Origin of the sequence: Ruegeria sp. TM1040, from assembly GCF_000014065.1 — a bacterium.
GTDB lineage: Bacteria > Pseudomonadota > Alphaproteobacteria > Rhodobacterales > Rhodobacteraceae > Epibacterium.
This window is the reverse complement of the sequence record NC_008044.1, coordinates 821,608-835,641: the sequence shown is the minus strand read 5'-3', so window position 1 is coordinate 835,641 and position 14,034 is coordinate 821,608. Positions and strand designations below refer to the sequence as shown.

The following is a 14,034-nucleotide window of genomic DNA, read 5'->3' as shown; positions in this document are numbered from 1 at the left end:
CACCGAGTCCGAGAAAGAGAACGAAGCGGCCCGCCTATACAGCGAGTGGCGCGCCTTACCGAAACCCCGTCCTGAGTTCCTTACCTGGGCGCACACCAAGCGAGAGAAGACCGCAGCATGAAGTCACTGAAAGTTCTAATCGGTTGCGCGACCTCCTGTGTGGCGCTGGATGCATTCCTCGCGCGCGGGCATGACGCATGGCAGTGCGACCTGTTGCACGCCGATAAGCCGACGAACCGGCATATCCAAGACGACATCCGCAATGTGCTGGGATGGGGTTGGGATTTGCTGTTGGTCTCGAACCCGCCCTGCACCCGGCTGTGCAATTCCGGCGTGCGCTGGCTGACAAAACCGCCGACCGGACGCACGCTTGCCGAGATGTGGGCCGACCTTGATAAAGGTGCGGATCTGTTCTCGGATTGCTTAAATGCCCCGATCCCGCATGTCGCGGTCGAAAACCCCGTGATGCACAAGCACGCACGCGAGCGAATCCGGAACTGGATCAAGCCTCAAATCGTGCAGCCATGGTGGTTCGGAGATCCGGCCTTCAAGGCGACAGGGCTCTACCTGCGCAACCTGCCCGATCTGGTGCCCACAAACAAACTTACCCCGCCACGCCCCGGCACAGACGATCACAAGCGCTGGTCAGCCATCCACCGGGCGCCGCCGGGGCCGGATCGCTGGAAGTTTCGTAGCAAGACGTTCGCTGGGATGGCTGCCGCATGGGCCGACCAGTTTGGATCATGGGCGGCAGAGCATACAGGAGAGGCAGCATGAACAAGGCCAACACAGTAGACACAAGCACAGAGGCGGTGGAGCGCGTCGCAAAAGAGATTTCAGGCCTTGCTTCGCGCGAAGCGGTTTCGATGATTCAGGGGTGGGAGGACGCTTTCGAACTCTACCTCAAAGCGGCGGATCAGCTAAGCGCCCTCGCCGCCGAACGTGACACCCTCGCCAATCAGGTCGAGGACTGCGCCCGGGAGTGCGCCAAGCTGGCCGAGGAGATCCAGAGGCTGCAAGCGCAACTGGCGGAAACAAGGGCCTCGCTTTATGCCCTAGAAAAGGGAGTTTGGCGCGACGGATACCCTGACAAGATTTCAGGCTCCGAGTGGTTTATCGCGCTTCTTGAAGACAATCGTCGCGTGGTCCTACGATCTCTGCCCGAAGAACACTCCTACGACTACACGACCGCAGACGATACCTACTTGGCGGCATGGAAGATCAAGCGCTGGATGCAATTTCCGGATGCTAACTTCATCGCCCCTGACACCATCGTTCACACCACGGTCGAGCGGATCGAGCAGATCAAGGAAGAGGCGCGGAATGCGGCGCTGGAGGAGGCGGCAGAGGTGGTCGCTCGTATCAAAAAGCCAACCATTCCTCCTATGTTTATGGGTCAAACCAGAGCGGAAGCCTACGACATGGGGCAGCACAACGCATGCGAGTCAAAGGCCGAGTTGATCCGCACCCTGAAGTCCGAGCCAGCCCCGCACCCAGACTGCCCCGAGTGCAGCGGTTCAGGAATGCGGGATAGCGGCGGCGTGCAGCCTTGGGGCGATCATATCGACGCCCCATGCGACTGCGAGAACGCACCGGCACCACGCCAGAGCGTGCAGAAGGCTGCGGATAATCTGGCGAAAGGCCTACGATCGGCAGGCTATTTCATTCCTTCAAGCATCATTTTCGATGTCATGGTTCAGAAGAAGAGTGCGTCATGAGCAGACCAAAGCTTCCAGATATTCCGACATTTGCGCGCCCTCCCTTCAAGACAGATGCGTATGGCCTGAAAATATGGGGCGTCGATGAGTTTGGCGGTGCGTGCATGGTGGCTGATATTCGAGGATGGGGGTATCTGACGGGGAAGGGCCAGGCACTTGCTTTGACAGAAAGAGAGGCAGAGCAAGCTCAGAAGAAAACCGCTCAATTCATCGCTGACGCCATGAACGAAAAGTTTGAGCGTGACACCCTCGCCAATCAGGTCGAGGACTGCGCCCGCACCTGCGCGGAACAGGCAGAGCAAATCCTAAACTTGCAGAATGCATGCAAGGCAGTCCTCCCCCTGATGCAGGCAGCAGATCGTGAGGAAGTCACAGACGTTCAAGACTGGCACGCAGCGGAGGCGCTGATCCATGCTGCACTGGAGGGCTCGCAGTGAGCCCGCAAACGCTCTTGCGCCAGCGCATCGAGACTCACCGTCGCGCGATACGATCCGGGGATCTCATCGAGATCAATCGCACTTGGGACGATCTGGAGCACTCGATTGAATACGCCAAGCCTATACAGGACCAGAAGAAGGAGGCCGCTTGATGGGACGATCGACACCGTTCACCCCCGAAACCCTTGGCCATCGGTGGGACGTAAGTGCTACCACTATTCGAAATATGTGCCTGCAAGGCGAATTAAAACACTTCCGACTGGGACGCCTATACAGAATCCCAGCGACTGTGGTGGAGGAAATGGAGCAATGCCAGACATCAGCATCGGACGTTTCAGGGGCGGATTCTGCGTCTATTGGCATGAAGGTGGCAAGCGAAGACGTTATAGCCTTAAGGCACGCACCCGAGAGGAAGCCGAGCCAGAAGCGATAGATGTCTACCGGCGCGAGACACTCGACCAACGCCGGGGAAGAGACACGGTTGCTGACATCTGGGAGGCTTACCGCCAAGACCTTGGAGAAAAGCCCACAGCCAAGACGATGGGCTATACTGGGAAGGCTGTTCTCGCTCACTTCGGTGCATATCGGCCCGATCAGATCACCACGTCCCTCTGCCGCAAGTATGTGACCAATCGCACTGCCGAGGGTAAATCGCAGGGCACCATTCACACGGAACTAGGCCACCTTCGCAGCGCAATGCGCTTTGCCGTGAAGGAGCGGATCATCGACAAGGCCCCATCCATCGAGCGCCCGGCCAAGCCGACGCCAAAAGAACGGTATCTCGAAAAGGAAGAAATCGCGGCCCTGATCGACGCGGCATCCGCGCCACATATCGCCCTAGCTATCCACCTGCTCTTCGCAACTGCCGGGCGGATCGGTGCCGTTCTGGACCTGACATGGGACCGGGTAGACTTCCAGCGCGGGATCATCAATCTGCGCCTTGACGACTCGAAGACCCGCAAGGGCCGTGCCATTGTCCCGATGAACTCCGGGATCCGGGCCGCGCTCCAAACCGCTCATGACGCCGCACTCAGCGACTATGTGGTCGAATATGCTGGCGGCAAGGTGAAGAACATTCGGAAAGGGTTTGAGGCGGCCTGCCGTAGAGCCGAACTTGACGGAGTGACCCTGCACACGATTCGGCATTCCAGCGCGGTTGCTATGGTATCAAACGGCGTTCCGCTGGAGAAAGTTGCGCAGTACCTAGGGCACTCCAATGTTGCCATCACCTACCAGACGTACGCGAGATTCGCGCCCGATCACCTGCAGGATGCAGCTGAGATCCTGGACTTCGTTCAAATCAGGGAGGCATGAGGGCTTGCTGGCCTAGGTTCAATGAACCGATGGGCACTTTGTAAAATCAGCTTAAGTCATTGATTTAATGGTGGGTGATAAGAGATTTGAACTCCTGACATCTTCGATGTGAACGAAGCGCTCTACCACTGAGCTAATCACCCGCAAGGCCGGCTTTTACCGATCTCATCACAGCTTCGCAAGAGGGGAAACAGTAGTTTTTGAGCTCCACGCCGATTTTGCATGGCGATGCATGCAAATGCCATTTGGAGTCAGTGTGGCAAAGGCAAATGATCTTATCAGATGACCTGCGTTCGGCATCTTTTGCCGTCGTAGGCGTCAAAGGCCCCATATCCGGGCGTCTGCTCTGGCGCACGCGCCTTGACCGCGCTCTATTTGTTTGGGGCGCTGCCCCTCATGGCCTGTGGCCAATTCACCCCGGGATATTTCTGGTCAGAAGAAGTCCGGATGGCGCGTCATCTTCTTCTAACTTCCAATATCCCGGAGCGCGAGGCAGAGCCTCGCTTCTTCTACAAAAAAGGCGCCCCGATACCGGGACGCCTTCAATCAATATCGGCTCACCGCAGATCTTTAGTGCGCCGTTGCCCCGCTTGCGTCGCCACCCTTGAGCGCAGCGGCAGCGGCGGCGGCCTCTTCAGCCTCCTCGTCCCACTCAATCGCTTCGGGTTGGCTCACCAGCGCATGCTTAAGAACCTCGGAGACGTGATCGACCGGGATGATCTCCAGCCCTTCTTTCACGTTGTCCGGGATCTCGGGCAGGTCTTTTTCGTTCTCCTTGGGGATGAGAACGGTTTTGATACCGCCACGCAAGGCTGCGAGCAGTTTTTCTTTCAGCCCCCCGATGGCGAGGGCATTGCCGCGCAGCGTCACCTCGCCGGTCATGGCGATATCCTTGCGCACAGGAATTCCTGTCAGCACCGACACGATGGAGGTCACCATCGCCAGACCTGCCGAGGGACCATCCTTGGGTGTTGCCCCCTCTGGGACGTGAACGTGGATGTCCCATTTGTCAAAGCGCGGTGGTTTGATGCCCAGACGCGGCGAGACGGAGCGCACGTAAGAACTTGCTGCCTCAATGGATTCTTTCATCACATCGCCCAGCTTACCGGTGGTTTTCATCCGGCCCTTGCCCGGCAGGCGCAGCGCCTCGATGGACAAGAGTTCACCGCCAACGGAGGTATAGGCAAGCCCGGTGACCACACCGACCTGATCCTCAAGCTCTGCAAGACCATAACGATATTTTGCAACGCCCAGGAAATCCCCGAGGTTTTCAGGGGTGACCTTCACGCTTTCGGTCTCCTTCTTGACGATGGAGGTCAGCGCCTTGCGGGCCACTTTGGCGATTTCACGCTCGAGGTTCCGAACGCCCGCCTCGCGAGTATAGGTGCGGATGATCTCGGTGAGGGCCTCATCGGTCAGCTCGAATTCCTTAGCTTTGAGGCCGTGGTTCTTCACCTGCTTGGAAATCAGGTGCTGCTTGGAAATCTCGCGTTTCTCGTCCTCGGTGTAGCCGGAGAGCGGAATGATCTCCATCCGGTCCAAGAGCGGGCCCGGCATGTTGTAGCTGTTCGAGGTGGTCAGGAACATCACGTTCGAGAGGTCATATTCGACCTCCAGATAGTGATCCACAAAGGTGGAATTCTGTTCCGGATCAAGCACTTCGAGCATCGCAGAAGCCGGGTCCCCACGGAAGTCCTGGCCCATCTTGTCGATCTCGTCGAGCAGAATGAGCGGGTTCGTCGTCTTGGCCTTTTTCAGCGCCTGAATAATCTTGCCCGGCATGGAGCCGATGTAGGTCCGGCGGTGGCCGCGGATCTCGGACTCGTCGCGCACGCCACCCAGAGAAATCCGGATGAACTCGCGCCCCGTCGCCTTGGCCACGGATTTGCCCAGCGAGGTTTTACCCACTCCTGGAGGGCCAACAAGGCAGAGGATCGGACCTTTGAGTTTGGCAGAACGCTGCTGAACCGCGAGATATTCGACGATGCGCTCCTTCACCTTTTCAAGGCCATAGTGGTCCTTGTCGAGGATGTCCTGCGCGCGCCCAAGGTCTTTTTTGACGCGGGATTTGGTGCCCCACGGGATCGACAGCATCCAGTCAAGATAGTTGCGCACGACTGTGGCCTCGGCCGACATCGGCGACATGTTCTTGAGCTTCTTGATCTCGGCATCGGCCTTTTCACGGGCCTCTTTCGAGAGCTTTGTGCCTTCGATCTTTTCTTCGAGTTCGGCAATTTCGCCAGCGCCATCCTCGCCGTCGCCCAGCTCCTTCTGAATGGCTTTCATCTGCTCATTCAGGTAGTATTCTCGCTGGGTCTTCTCCATCTGCGTCTTGACGCGGGTCTTGATCTTTTTCTCCACCTGCAGCACCGAGAGTTCGGACTGCATCAGGGCATAGACCTTCTCCAGACGTTCACTGATCGGGAGCGTCTCAAGCAGTTCCTGCTTGCGCTCGACCTCAATGCCCAAGTGACCGGCCACGAGGTCCGCCAGCTTTGCAGGTTCGGTGGTTTCACCCACGGCTGTTAGGGCTTCCTCGGGGATGTTCTTGCGCACTTTGGCGTAGCGCTCGAACTCATCGCCGACCGCGCGCAAAAGCGCCTCAGTGGTGGTCACATCGCCTGGCATCTCCGACAGTGCCTCGGCGCGGGCCTCAAAGAAGGTCTCATTGTCCAGAAACTCGGTGATCTTCACCCGCTGGTGGCCCTCGACGAGCACCTTCACGGTACCATCGGGCAGTTTCAGCAGTTGCAGAACATTGGCCAGCACGCCGGTGCGGTAGATCCCGTCCTGATCCGGGTCGTCCTCAGAGGGATCGATCTGGCTGGACAAGAGGATCTGCTTGTCATCGGACATGACTTCTTCGAGGGCATGTACCGACTTCTCCCGGCCCACGAACAGCGGCACGATCATGTGGGGAAAGACCACAATGTCGCGCAGCGGCAGTACGGGGTAGGAGGAATTGAGAGGCTCTTGCATACTCGGTCCTTTTTCTTAGCAAGACGGCCAGGCCCCGATTTATCGGCAACCGCGGTCGTCTCCTCACTCGGATTATTTATCTGGTCAGGCGGGCCGAGATATTCAACCGCCCTGCCTCAAACGTTGTCTACCAGAATGCCCCGTGCATGATCTGACCACAAGGGCGCAAATGGTGAAACGGTGAGCAAAGCCCTAACATCGTCGGCCCATGCCGTTCATTCGCCAATAAGCAGGCGTAAATTGTCATTGACCTGCAGGTGGATTTCTCTTCGATCATCAGTAGAGCTAATGCGATCTGGCCACAGGTCGAGACCTATTCCGCCGCCTGAAGTTCCAGCGTTGGGTCGTCAGTGAATCCGTTGTCGCCGCCGCCACAAAAGGTAGCTTGATCGCCTTCTATCAAGGGAGCCTCGGCCTTCAGGCGTGCCACCAGATCCGGTTCGAGATAAAAGGCCGCCAGATCCACCGCGCCGCTTTTGGCCCGGGCCAGGGCCGTCTCGCGGTCATAGCCGTTATTGGCCATATAGGTTCCGGTATAAAGCTGGCGGAGGATCTCAAAATCCCCTAAGCGCGCCACCGGTGTCGCCTCTGATCAGGTACAATCAGGCCAGACCATGGGTGTTCAGTCGTTCGATCAGCGGGGTGGAATGGGCCATGGGGGCGCTATCGAAGACATCGTTAAGCTGGCAAAGGGTGCCAGACGCACGGCAATGCGCCCCGGCTCCCAGACGGTGGCCAAGGCATCCAGAACCTCAAACAGCAAACGCGCCCGATTTTCTGCCGATCCGCCATAGGCATCGCTGCGGGTGTTGACCCTATCCTTTCGGAATTGCTCCAGCAAACAACCATTGGCGACATGCAACTCAACGCCGTCAAATCCTGCCTCTTTGGCGTATGTCGCGGCCTGAACGCGATCTTCGATCACGCGCTGAATGCCTCCAACCGTCAGCGCCTCGGGCGTCGCGGTGGGTTCAAACCCGGCATGTGTGCTACGCCCCACGTGCCACATCTGGATCACGATTTTGCCGCCCTTGGCATGCACCGCATCAGTGACCTTGCGCCATGCAGCAGCCTGCGCGGCGGTGTGGATGCCGGGGGTCTGGATGTACCCTCTGGCCTCAGCGCTGATCTGGCTGCCTTCGGTGATGATCAGACCGGCGCTGGCGCGTTGGGCGTAGTATTCGGCGTAACGCTCAAGCACCTCTGCGGTGGTGTCACCGGCACGATCGTGCTTCAGCGGTGCAATCACCAAGCGAGTTGTCAACTCAAGGGCACCGGCGGTTGGTTCGGCGAACAGTTTCTGGCTCACGGGGAGTATCCGTCGCTCAAGGTATACTGCATCAGGCGTATTGCTCCACTTGAACAGAGCATTCCCTGCGCCTCTCACCCCTCCAGCAACGAGAATGTTCAATCCCCGAAAAACCTGCGAAATCGCCCCTTCGACCCGCGGTCATGCAGGGGAACTTCGGGGCTGCCAGGTCATGTTTCAATCGATGCGAGGGGGGCGTAGCTACGCAGGCACACGCCACCTAGAATTCCATCACGCAATATTGTTCAACCTGTTCATGTTTCAGTAGAACCACTCACCTTCTGCGAGAGGCACTAAAAAATTCAGATAACTACAGGTTTTGGATATGAAGAGAATTTCTCTCGTGGCACTGATGTGCACACTGTCTGCCTGTATGCAACATGAGCCGCTGGACACCTCGCCGGAGAGCGTGCGTTTTTCCAGCCGCATCGCACAACAAAATGTCTGCGAGTACGCCATTGTGGAAATTCGCACGTTGACGCAATCGGATGGAACAACCGTCGAAGCCAAGGGTGTGCCCTGCACGATCAACGGTATCGGCTATAGTGCCGGAACCGTGCGCCCCGCGCGGGTCTCGCTGCCCAATTATTTAGGCAAAACTGAGGATGCATCCGTGACCTGCCGTCTGAACGGTGCTGATGTGAACCAGCAAATTTCTGCCATCAACGCGACCGTTGAAAAAATCAACAGTACGCAATCTTCTGGTGGTGGTTTGGCAGTCGCTCTTGCATTTGCATCGGTGAAAGGTGTGATCAAGTCTTCTCGCGACGCCACCAATGACAAGTTCCGCTACCCGGGCCGGATCGAGGTGAACCTGCAGCCGGTAAAAAAGTGATACGGCCAGCAGTTTGGCTGATCGCAGCGAGTTTGGGGCCAAGCGCATGCATCGCCCCGCTGCCCTTGCCGGAAGACGCAAAGACAATTGGTATTCAGAGCGCTGCGATGGAACGTAAAGAAGCCGTAGCCCCACGCACCGTTTTTGTTGCCGACAGCGCCGTCACTGAAATTGCCGGAGCCTCTTGTGAGGTGCGGCAGGGCGCGCGGCAACATCACAAGGTGAAGACCCCGGCCAAACTCGCCTTTGCTGTGACACCCGGCACATAGGAGACCATTACAGTACAATGTACTGCGGTTATCAGCGCGCGACAGCAAGTGGTGAAACGTGTGGTTCGTTTTGACAAAATCACGGAGCCACAAGAACGCGCCTATCCCAAAACGATTGGCGTCGTTTTCAGGTAATGTTCGCAGCTCAAGATTTCCGACAGAGCTAATACACGCATCACCACCCGGACCTCTTTTGCGGGTGGTGATGCGATATATGAAACAGAATGTGTCAGCTTCTGGCCCCGACGAGGATCAGGCTCAGAGCGGCTCGATATCGCCTTGGGCGCGCGTCTCGTGGAACGTCTTCTGCCACGCCTCAAATGTGCCCGCTGCAATTGACTCCCGCATGCCAGCCATGATGTCTTGGAAGTAATGCAGGTTGTGCCATGTCAAAAGCATGCCGGAGATCATCTCGTTCGACCGGAACACGTGGTGCAGATAGGCGCGCGAATAATTGCTGCATGCCGGACAGCTGCAATTCTCATCCAGCGGGCGCGGGTCGTCCTGATGGCGCGCATTCTTGATATTGACCACACCATGCCGAGTGAACGCCTGCCCCGTGCGACCAGAGCGCGACGGCAACACGCAGTCCATCATGTCGATACCACGGGACACCGCGCCCACGATATCATCGGGCTTGCCGACGCCCATCAGATAGCGCGGCTTATCAACCGGCAGCATGTCGGGCGCGTAATCCAGACAGCCAAACATGGCCTCTTGCCCCTCGCCCACCGCAAGACCACCCACCGCGTAGCCATCAAAGCCAATCTTGGTGAGGGCTTCTGCGCTTTCCTCGCGGAAATCCTGTTCCAGCCCACCCTGCTGAATGCCAAAGAGCGCATGTCCCGGCCGGTCGCCAAAGGCCTCGCGCGAGCGTTCCGCCCAGCGCATCGACAGACGCATGCTCTCGGCGATGCGATCCCGGTCGGCAGGCAGCGCGGGGCATTCGTCGAAACACATCACAATGTCAGAGCCCAGCAGTCGTTGAATCTCCATCGAGCGTTCCGGCGTCAGCTCGTGGCGCGACCCATCGATATGAGATTTGAACGTCACGCCTTTTTCGGTGAGCTTGCGCAGACCCGCGAGCGACATCACCTGAAACCCGCCGGAGTCGGTGAGGATCGGGCGGTCCCAGTTCATGAATTTGTGCAAGCCCCCCAGACGGTCGATCCGTTCGGCAGTCGGGCGCAGCATCAGGTGATAGGTATTGCCCAACAGAATGTCCGCTCCGGTTGCGCGCACGCTTTCGGGCATCATCGCCTTGACGGTCGCAGCAGTGCCTACCGGCATGAAAGCAGGGGTACGGATCTCGCCGCGTGGTGTATGGATTACACCCGTGCGTGCTTTGCCGTCCGTTGCTGTCATTTCAAAGTTGAAAAGCTCTGCCATCTCATGTTCCTGCATCAAACTCTGCACCGCGTGTGCGGTGATTCACCCCTAATGCCAAGGAGGCGTCCTCATGTCCACAGATGACCCGAACCAGAACCTACGTCTAGGCTGGGAGGAATGGGTCAGATTGCCCGAACTCGGCCTGCCCGCCCTGCGTGCAAAGGTCGATACCGGCGCTCGGACCTCGGCCCTTCACGCCACCGACATCGAGACCTTCGGCCCTGCGAAGGCCCCCAAGGTCCGCTTCACCGTGCATCCGATCCCGGGGCGCGATGACCTGCTGATCCCGTGTTCCGCTGCCATCAAAGACCGCCGCGAAGTAACATCATCCAATGGCGATCGCGAGATGCGCTATGTCATCGAGACCAACCTGGAAATCGGCGGTCAGGTCTGGCCGGTGGAAGTCACGCTGACGGATCGGCGCGGCATGGCGCTGCATATGCTACTGGGCCGTCAGGCGCTCACGGAGAATATCTCTGTGGTGCCGTCGGAACGCTACTGCCAGCCCGAACTTGACTATTCGGTCTATGCCACGCCCGCGATCCGAAAGAAGGCCCCCAACCGCGCGCTGCGCATTGCAGTTCTGAGCCGCGAAGACAACTACTCCACCCGCCGCCTGGTCGAGGAAGGCGAGCGGCGCGGCCATTCGGTTGAGGTGATCGACACGACGCGGTGCTACATGTCGATCAACGCTCTGGCGCCAGAGATCCACTATGATGGCAAACGCCTGCCGCGCTATGACGCGGTGATCCCCCGTATCGGCGCCTCGGTCACTCAATATGGCACCGCTCTGCTGCGCCAGTTCGAGACGCTTGGGACCTATTGCGTCAACGGCAGCGACGGCATTACTGCGAGCCGAGACAAGCTGCATGCCCATCAGATGCTGGCCCGCCACAAGATCGGCATGCCCGCCACCGCTTTTGCTGCCTCTCCCAAGGATACAAATGCCCTGATCGACATTGTTGGCGGCGCGCCTTTGATCGTGAAACTGCTGGAAAGCACCCAGGGCAAAGGCGTGGTGCTGGCCGAAACCAAGAAGGCCGCTGAATCCGTGATCACGGCTTTTCGCGGTCTCAAGGCCAACTTCCTCGTGCAGCAATTTGTCAAAGAGGCCGCAGGCGTCGATATTCGTTGCTTTGTAGTTGGCTCCAAAGTGGTGGCGGCGATGAAACGCTCCGGCGCGGAGGGCGACTTCCGCTCCAACCTGCATCTGGGCGGGAGCGCGGTTTCAGTGCGTATCACCAAAGAGGAACGCGCCACGGCCATCCGCGCCGCACGCTGCTTTGGCCTTGGTGTTGCAGGCGTTGATCTCTTGCGCTCAGAGACCGGCCCCAAGGTGCTGGAGGTCAATTCTTCGCCCGGTCTTGAGGGCATCGAGAAGACGTCAAAGAAAGACATTGCCGCCCTGATTCACGACGAGATCGAAGCCAATGTCCGTCCCACCCCGCTGCGCACGCGCAAGGCGCTGGGCGACGCCGCCGAATAGGCCATGCTACATCCCTGCGCCCTTTCCCCTTGACGCTCCGACGTTGAGGGGAAACCCTGCGCGCATCCTTTTTAGTCGCGGAATTTTCCTATGACAGAACAAGACATCATCAACGCCCTTTCCGGTGGGCTTCTCTATATCGTGGCGGCGCTCTTTGTGATCCTGGTGATCCTCAAAGGCGTACGCATCGTGCCGCAATCGGAAAAATATGTGGTTGAGCGCTTTGGTCGCCTCAAATCCGTACTCGGCCCCGGCATCAACTTTATCGTTCCATTTCTGGATGTTGTGCGCCACAAGGTCTCCATTCTGGAGCGCCAGTTGCCCAACGCCAGCCAGGATGCGATCACCCGCGACAACGTGCTTGTGGAGATCGACACCTCGGTCTTTTACCGCATTCTTGAGCCTGAAAAGACGGTATATCGCATTCGCGACGTGGATGGCGCCATCTCCACCACTGTTGCAGGCATCGTACGCGCCGAGATCGGCAAGATGGATCTCGATGAGGTGCAATCCAACCGCTCGCAGCTGATCGGTGAAATCAAGCGCAGCGTTGAAAGTGCCGTGGACGACTGGGGCATCGAAGTGACCCGCGCCGAAATCCTCGACGTGAACCTTGATCAGGCTACCCGCGATGCGATGCTGCAGCAACTCAATGCCGAACGCGCCCGCCGCGCCCAGGTCACCGAGGCCGAGGGCAAGAAACGCGCAGTCGAGTTGGCGGCAGATGCTGAGCTTTATGCTGCAGAGCAAACCGCCAAGGCACGCCGCATCGAAGCCGAGGCCGAGGCCTTCGCAACCCAGGTGGTCGCGCAGGCGATTGCCGACAACGGTCTTTCGGCGGCCCAGTATCAGGTCGCTCTCAAGCAGGTTGAGGCGCTCAATGCGCTGGGCAATGGCGATGGCAAACAGACCATCATCGTGCCTGCTCAGGCCATCGAGGCATTCGGTGACGCCTTCAAGATGCTAAAGGCAAAGTGATGGACGCTGTTTGGTCGCTGTGGTGGGTCTGGGGCGTGATCGCCCTCGGTCTCGCAATCGTCGAGATCCTCCTGCCCGGTTTCATCTTTCTCGGGTTTGCCATCGGGGCGGCAGCGGTTGCGGTGATCCTGCTCACACCGCTCAGCCTGACCTTGCCGGTGCTTTTGCTGGTCTTTGCGGTGTTGTCACTGGTGGCATGGCTGGGGCTCAGACGCATCTTCTCGCTCCCGAACGGGCAAGTGAAGACCTTCGACACCGACATCAACGACTAACCCAACGGGCGCGGCGGAGCATTGCTGCCGGCGCGCCCTGCCCTCTTGCCGATTTTCGGCAACGCACTCCGCCCCCCCCTTCAAAACCACTGCACGCGCGTGAATCGACCGCGATCTCTGGACCCTGCCTGCAGGTTTCCCTATATAAAACCTCAGATAACTGACCGAGGCTTGAATGACTGACGCTTCCGAACCGCTTGAAGGCACTCCGCTGATTGCGCCCTCCTCCGTGTCCCACGCGCTCTATGAGCCAGTGGTTGATGCCTGCCGTACTGTTTTTGACCCAGAGATCCCGGTCAACATCTATGATCTTGGGCTGATCTACACTGTTGAAATTTCTGATGAAAACGACGTCAAAATCATCATGACCCTGACCGCCCCTGGCTGTCCGGTGGCAGGCGATATGCCCGGCTGGATCGTCGATGCGGTCTCGCCCGTGCCCGGTGTCAAAAGCGTCGATGTGGAACTCACCTGGGAACCGCCCTGGGGCATGGACATGATGTCGGATGAAGCCCGACTGGAACTCGGGTTCATGTAACCATGACCTGCGCTCGCAGGATCGTGATCTGAGACTGTCGCCTTTCCCTGACATCCGTGCCCCTTGATGGGCTACGCCACACCACCTAGGTTACAGGGCAACACACAACGGAGCACCCCCATGTTCGCCATTCCCGGCAAGCAAGCTGTTACCATGACCCCCCGAGCCGCCGCGCAGATCTCCAAACTCATGGAGAACGCAGGCCATGCCGGTCTGCGGATCGGCGTCAAGAAAGGCGGCTGTGCGGGCATGGAGTACACGATGGAATATGTCGACGTCGCCGATCCGAACGATGAGGTGGTGGAGCAGGACGGCGCGCGGGTGCTGATCGCCCCGATGGCCCAGATGTTCCTCTTTGGCACCGAAATCGACTATGAGACGACGCTTCTTGAGTCGAGTTTTAAGTTCAACAACCCCAATGTGGCCGAAGCCTGTGGCTGCGGCGAGTCGATCAGTTTCAAGGTCGGCGAATAATACTGCCCCTTATTCTGACGAGACCCCAAAATAGGG

15 protein-coding genes, 1 tRNA gene and 1 pseudogene are annotated in these 14,034 nt (G+C 58.5%); 13 read left to right on the top strand and 4 right to left on the bottom strand.

The window, feature by feature from the left end:
- Nucleotides 1-117: 117 nt before the first annotated feature.
- The 6 genes from TM1040_RS08195 (at nucleotide 118) to TM1040_RS08180 (ending at nucleotide 3,469) form a co-directional block, all read left to right on the top strand.
- Entirely contained in the window at nucleotides 118-777 is a 660-nt protein-coding gene (locus TM1040_RS08195; protein ID WP_011538124.1) for a hypothetical protein, read from the top strand.
- Nucleotides 774-1,718, top strand: a complete 945-nt coding sequence (locus tag TM1040_RS08190; protein ID WP_011538123.1) for a hypothetical protein — start codon at nucleotides 774-776, stop codon at nucleotides 1,716-1,718. The genes TM1040_RS08195 and TM1040_RS08190 overlap by 4 nt, the downstream gene beginning before the upstream one ends.
- Nucleotides 1,715-2,155 (top strand): hypothetical protein, encoded by a 441-nt coding sequence (locus TM1040_RS08185; RefSeq protein ID WP_044026687.1) that lies wholly within the window; start codon nucleotides 1,715-1,717, stop codon nucleotides 2,153-2,155. The genes TM1040_RS08190 and TM1040_RS08185 overlap by 4 nt, the downstream gene beginning before the upstream one ends.
- Complete coding sequence (locus TM1040_RS20245) at nucleotides 2,152-2,307, top strand: hypothetical protein (RefSeq protein WP_166485533.1); 156 nt, start codon at nucleotides 2,152-2,154, stop codon at nucleotides 2,305-2,307. Before TM1040_RS08185 ends, TM1040_RS20245 begins: the two co-directional genes overlap by 4 nt.
- Nucleotides 2,307-2,588, top strand: coding sequence for a helix-turn-helix domain-containing protein (locus TM1040_RS20605; protein ID WP_371261764.1), 282 nt, complete (start codon nucleotides 2,307-2,309; stop codon nucleotides 2,586-2,588). The genes TM1040_RS20245 and TM1040_RS20605 overlap by 1 nt, the downstream gene beginning before the upstream one ends.
- 107 nt (nucleotides 2,589-2,695) lie before the next feature.
- Nucleotides 2,696-3,469, top strand: a complete 774-nt coding sequence (locus TM1040_RS08180) for a tyrosine-type recombinase/integrase (RefSeq protein WP_371261776.1) — start codon at nucleotides 2,696-2,698, stop codon at nucleotides 3,467-3,469.
- A gap of 68 nt (nucleotides 3,470-3,537) precedes the next feature.
- Here the strand turns inward: TM1040_RS08180 and TM1040_RS08175 are convergent.
- The 3 genes and pseudogenes from TM1040_RS08175 to TM1040_RS08165 all read right to left on the bottom strand — a co-directional run bounded on the left by TM1040_RS08175 (nucleotide 3,538) and on the right by TM1040_RS08165 (nucleotide 7,757).
- Nucleotides 3,538-3,612 (bottom strand) — tRNA-Val (locus TM1040_RS08175).
- Between the two features lie 427 nt (nucleotides 3,613-4,039).
- Complete coding sequence (gene lon, locus TM1040_RS08170) at nucleotides 4,040-6,448, bottom strand: endopeptidase La (RefSeq protein WP_011538120.1); 2,409 nt, start codon at nucleotides 6,446-6,448, stop codon at nucleotides 4,040-4,042.
- Nucleotides 6,449-6,761: 313 nt separating this feature from the next.
- Nucleotides 6,762-7,757 (bottom strand): annotated as a pseudogene (locus tag TM1040_RS08165) (alkene reductase).
- 325 nt (nucleotides 7,758-8,082) lie between these two features.
- On the opposite strand from TM1040_RS08165, the gene TM1040_RS08160 reads away from it, so the two are divergent.
- A complete protein-coding gene (locus TM1040_RS08160; RefSeq protein WP_011538117.1) occupies nucleotides 8,083-8,592 on the top strand; it encodes a hypothetical protein in 510 nt (169 codons plus the stop codon).
- Nucleotides 8,593-8,699: 107 nt separating this feature from the next.
- The gene (locus tag TM1040_RS20240; RefSeq protein ID WP_166485532.1) at nucleotides 8,700-8,861 is read left to right on the top strand and encodes a hypothetical protein; all 162 of its coding nucleotides are present in this window, start codon (nucleotides 8,700-8,702) and stop codon (nucleotides 8,859-8,861) included.
- A 258-nt stretch (nucleotides 8,862-9,119) separates the two neighbouring features.
- On the opposite strand, the gene tgt is transcribed toward TM1040_RS20240, so the two are convergent.
- Nucleotides 9,120-10,250: a tRNA guanosine(34) transglycosylase Tgt gene (gene tgt, locus TM1040_RS08155; RefSeq protein WP_011538115.1), complete on the bottom strand. Its 1,131-nt coding sequence runs from the start codon at nucleotides 10,248-10,250 to the stop codon at nucleotides 9,120-9,122.
- Nucleotides 10,251-10,320: 70 nt separating this feature from the next.
- On the opposite strand from tgt, the gene rimK reads away from it, so the two are divergent.
- From rimK to TM1040_RS08130, 5 genes are all read left to right on the top strand, one after another.
- A complete protein-coding gene (rimK, locus tag TM1040_RS08150; RefSeq protein ID WP_011538114.1) occupies nucleotides 10,321-11,736 on the top strand; it encodes a 30S ribosomal protein S6--L-glutamate ligase in 1,416 nt (471 codons plus the stop codon).
- Nucleotides 11,737-11,826: 90 nt separating this feature from the next.
- Nucleotides 11,827-12,714, top strand: a complete 888-nt coding sequence (locus TM1040_RS08145; RefSeq protein WP_011538113.1) for an SPFH domain-containing protein — start codon at nucleotides 11,827-11,829, stop codon at nucleotides 12,712-12,714.
- Nucleotides 12,714-12,986: a hypothetical protein gene (locus tag TM1040_RS08140; protein ID WP_011538112.1), complete on the top strand. Its 273-nt coding sequence runs from the start codon at nucleotides 12,714-12,716 to the stop codon at nucleotides 12,984-12,986. The genes TM1040_RS08145 and TM1040_RS08140 overlap by 1 nt, the downstream gene beginning before the upstream one ends.
- A 175-nt stretch (nucleotides 12,987-13,161) precedes the next feature.
- Nucleotides 13,162-13,524, top strand: a complete 363-nt coding sequence (locus tag TM1040_RS08135; protein WP_011538111.1) for an SUF system Fe-S cluster assembly protein — start codon at nucleotides 13,162-13,164, stop codon at nucleotides 13,522-13,524.
- 120 nt (nucleotides 13,525-13,644) lie between these two features.
- Nucleotides 13,645-13,998, top strand: a complete 354-nt coding sequence (locus TM1040_RS08130) for a HesB/IscA family protein (RefSeq protein ID WP_011538110.1) — start codon at nucleotides 13,645-13,647, stop codon at nucleotides 13,996-13,998.
- Nucleotides 13,999-14,034 lie beyond the last annotated feature (36 nt).

What these genes read in the sequence shown, in the direction of transcription:
- TM1040_RS08130 (WP_011538110.1), top strand. Translation starts at nt 13,645, where the DNA reads ATGTTCGCCATTCCCGGCAAGCAAGCTGTTACCATGACCCCCCGAGCC.
- TM1040_RS08135 (WP_011538111.1), top strand. Translation starts at nt 13,162, where the DNA reads ATGACTGACGCTTCCGAACCGCTTGAAGGCACTCCGCTGATTGCGCCC.
- TM1040_RS08185 (WP_044026687.1), top strand. Translation starts at nt 1,715, where the DNA reads ATGAGCAGACCAAAGCTTCCAGATATTCCGACATTTGCGCGCCCTCCC.
- TM1040_RS08195 (WP_011538124.1), top strand. Translation starts at nt 118, where the DNA reads ATGAAGTCACTGAAAGTTCTAATCGGTTGCGCGACCTCCTGTGTGGCG.
- TM1040_RS08140 (WP_011538112.1), top strand. Translation starts at nt 12,714, where the DNA reads ATGGACGCTGTTTGGTCGCTGTGGTGGGTCTGGGGCGTGATCGCCCTC.
- TM1040_RS08190 (WP_011538123.1), top strand. Translation starts at nt 774, where the DNA reads ATGAACAAGGCCAACACAGTAGACACAAGCACAGAGGCGGTGGAGCGC.
- TM1040_RS08145 (WP_011538113.1), top strand. Translation starts at nt 11,827, where the DNA reads ATGACAGAACAAGACATCATCAACGCCCTTTCCGGTGGGCTTCTCTAT.
- TM1040_RS20605 (WP_371261764.1), top strand. Translation starts at nt 2,307, where the DNA reads ATGGGACGATCGACACCGTTCACCCCCGAAACCCTTGGCCATCGGTGG.
- TM1040_RS20240 (WP_166485532.1), top strand. Translation starts at nt 8,700, where the DNA reads ATGGAACGTAAAGAAGCCGTAGCCCCACGCACCGTTTTTGTTGCCGAC.
- tgt (WP_011538115.1), bottom strand. Translation starts at nt 10,250, where the DNA reads ATGGCAGAGCTTTTCAACTTTGAAATGACAGCAACGGACGGCAAAGCA.
- rimK (WP_011538114.1), top strand. Translation starts at nt 10,321, where the DNA reads ATGTCCACAGATGACCCGAACCAGAACCTACGTCTAGGCTGGGAGGAA.
- TM1040_RS08160 (WP_011538117.1), top strand. Translation starts at nt 8,083, where the DNA reads ATGAAGAGAATTTCTCTCGTGGCACTGATGTGCACACTGTCTGCCTGT.
- TM1040_RS08180 (WP_371261776.1), top strand. Translation starts at nt 2,696, where the DNA reads ATGGGCTATACTGGGAAGGCTGTTCTCGCTCACTTCGGTGCATATCGG.
- lon (WP_011538120.1), bottom strand. Translation starts at nt 6,448, where the DNA reads ATGCAAGAGCCTCTCAATTCCTCCTACCCCGTACTGCCGCTGCGCGAC.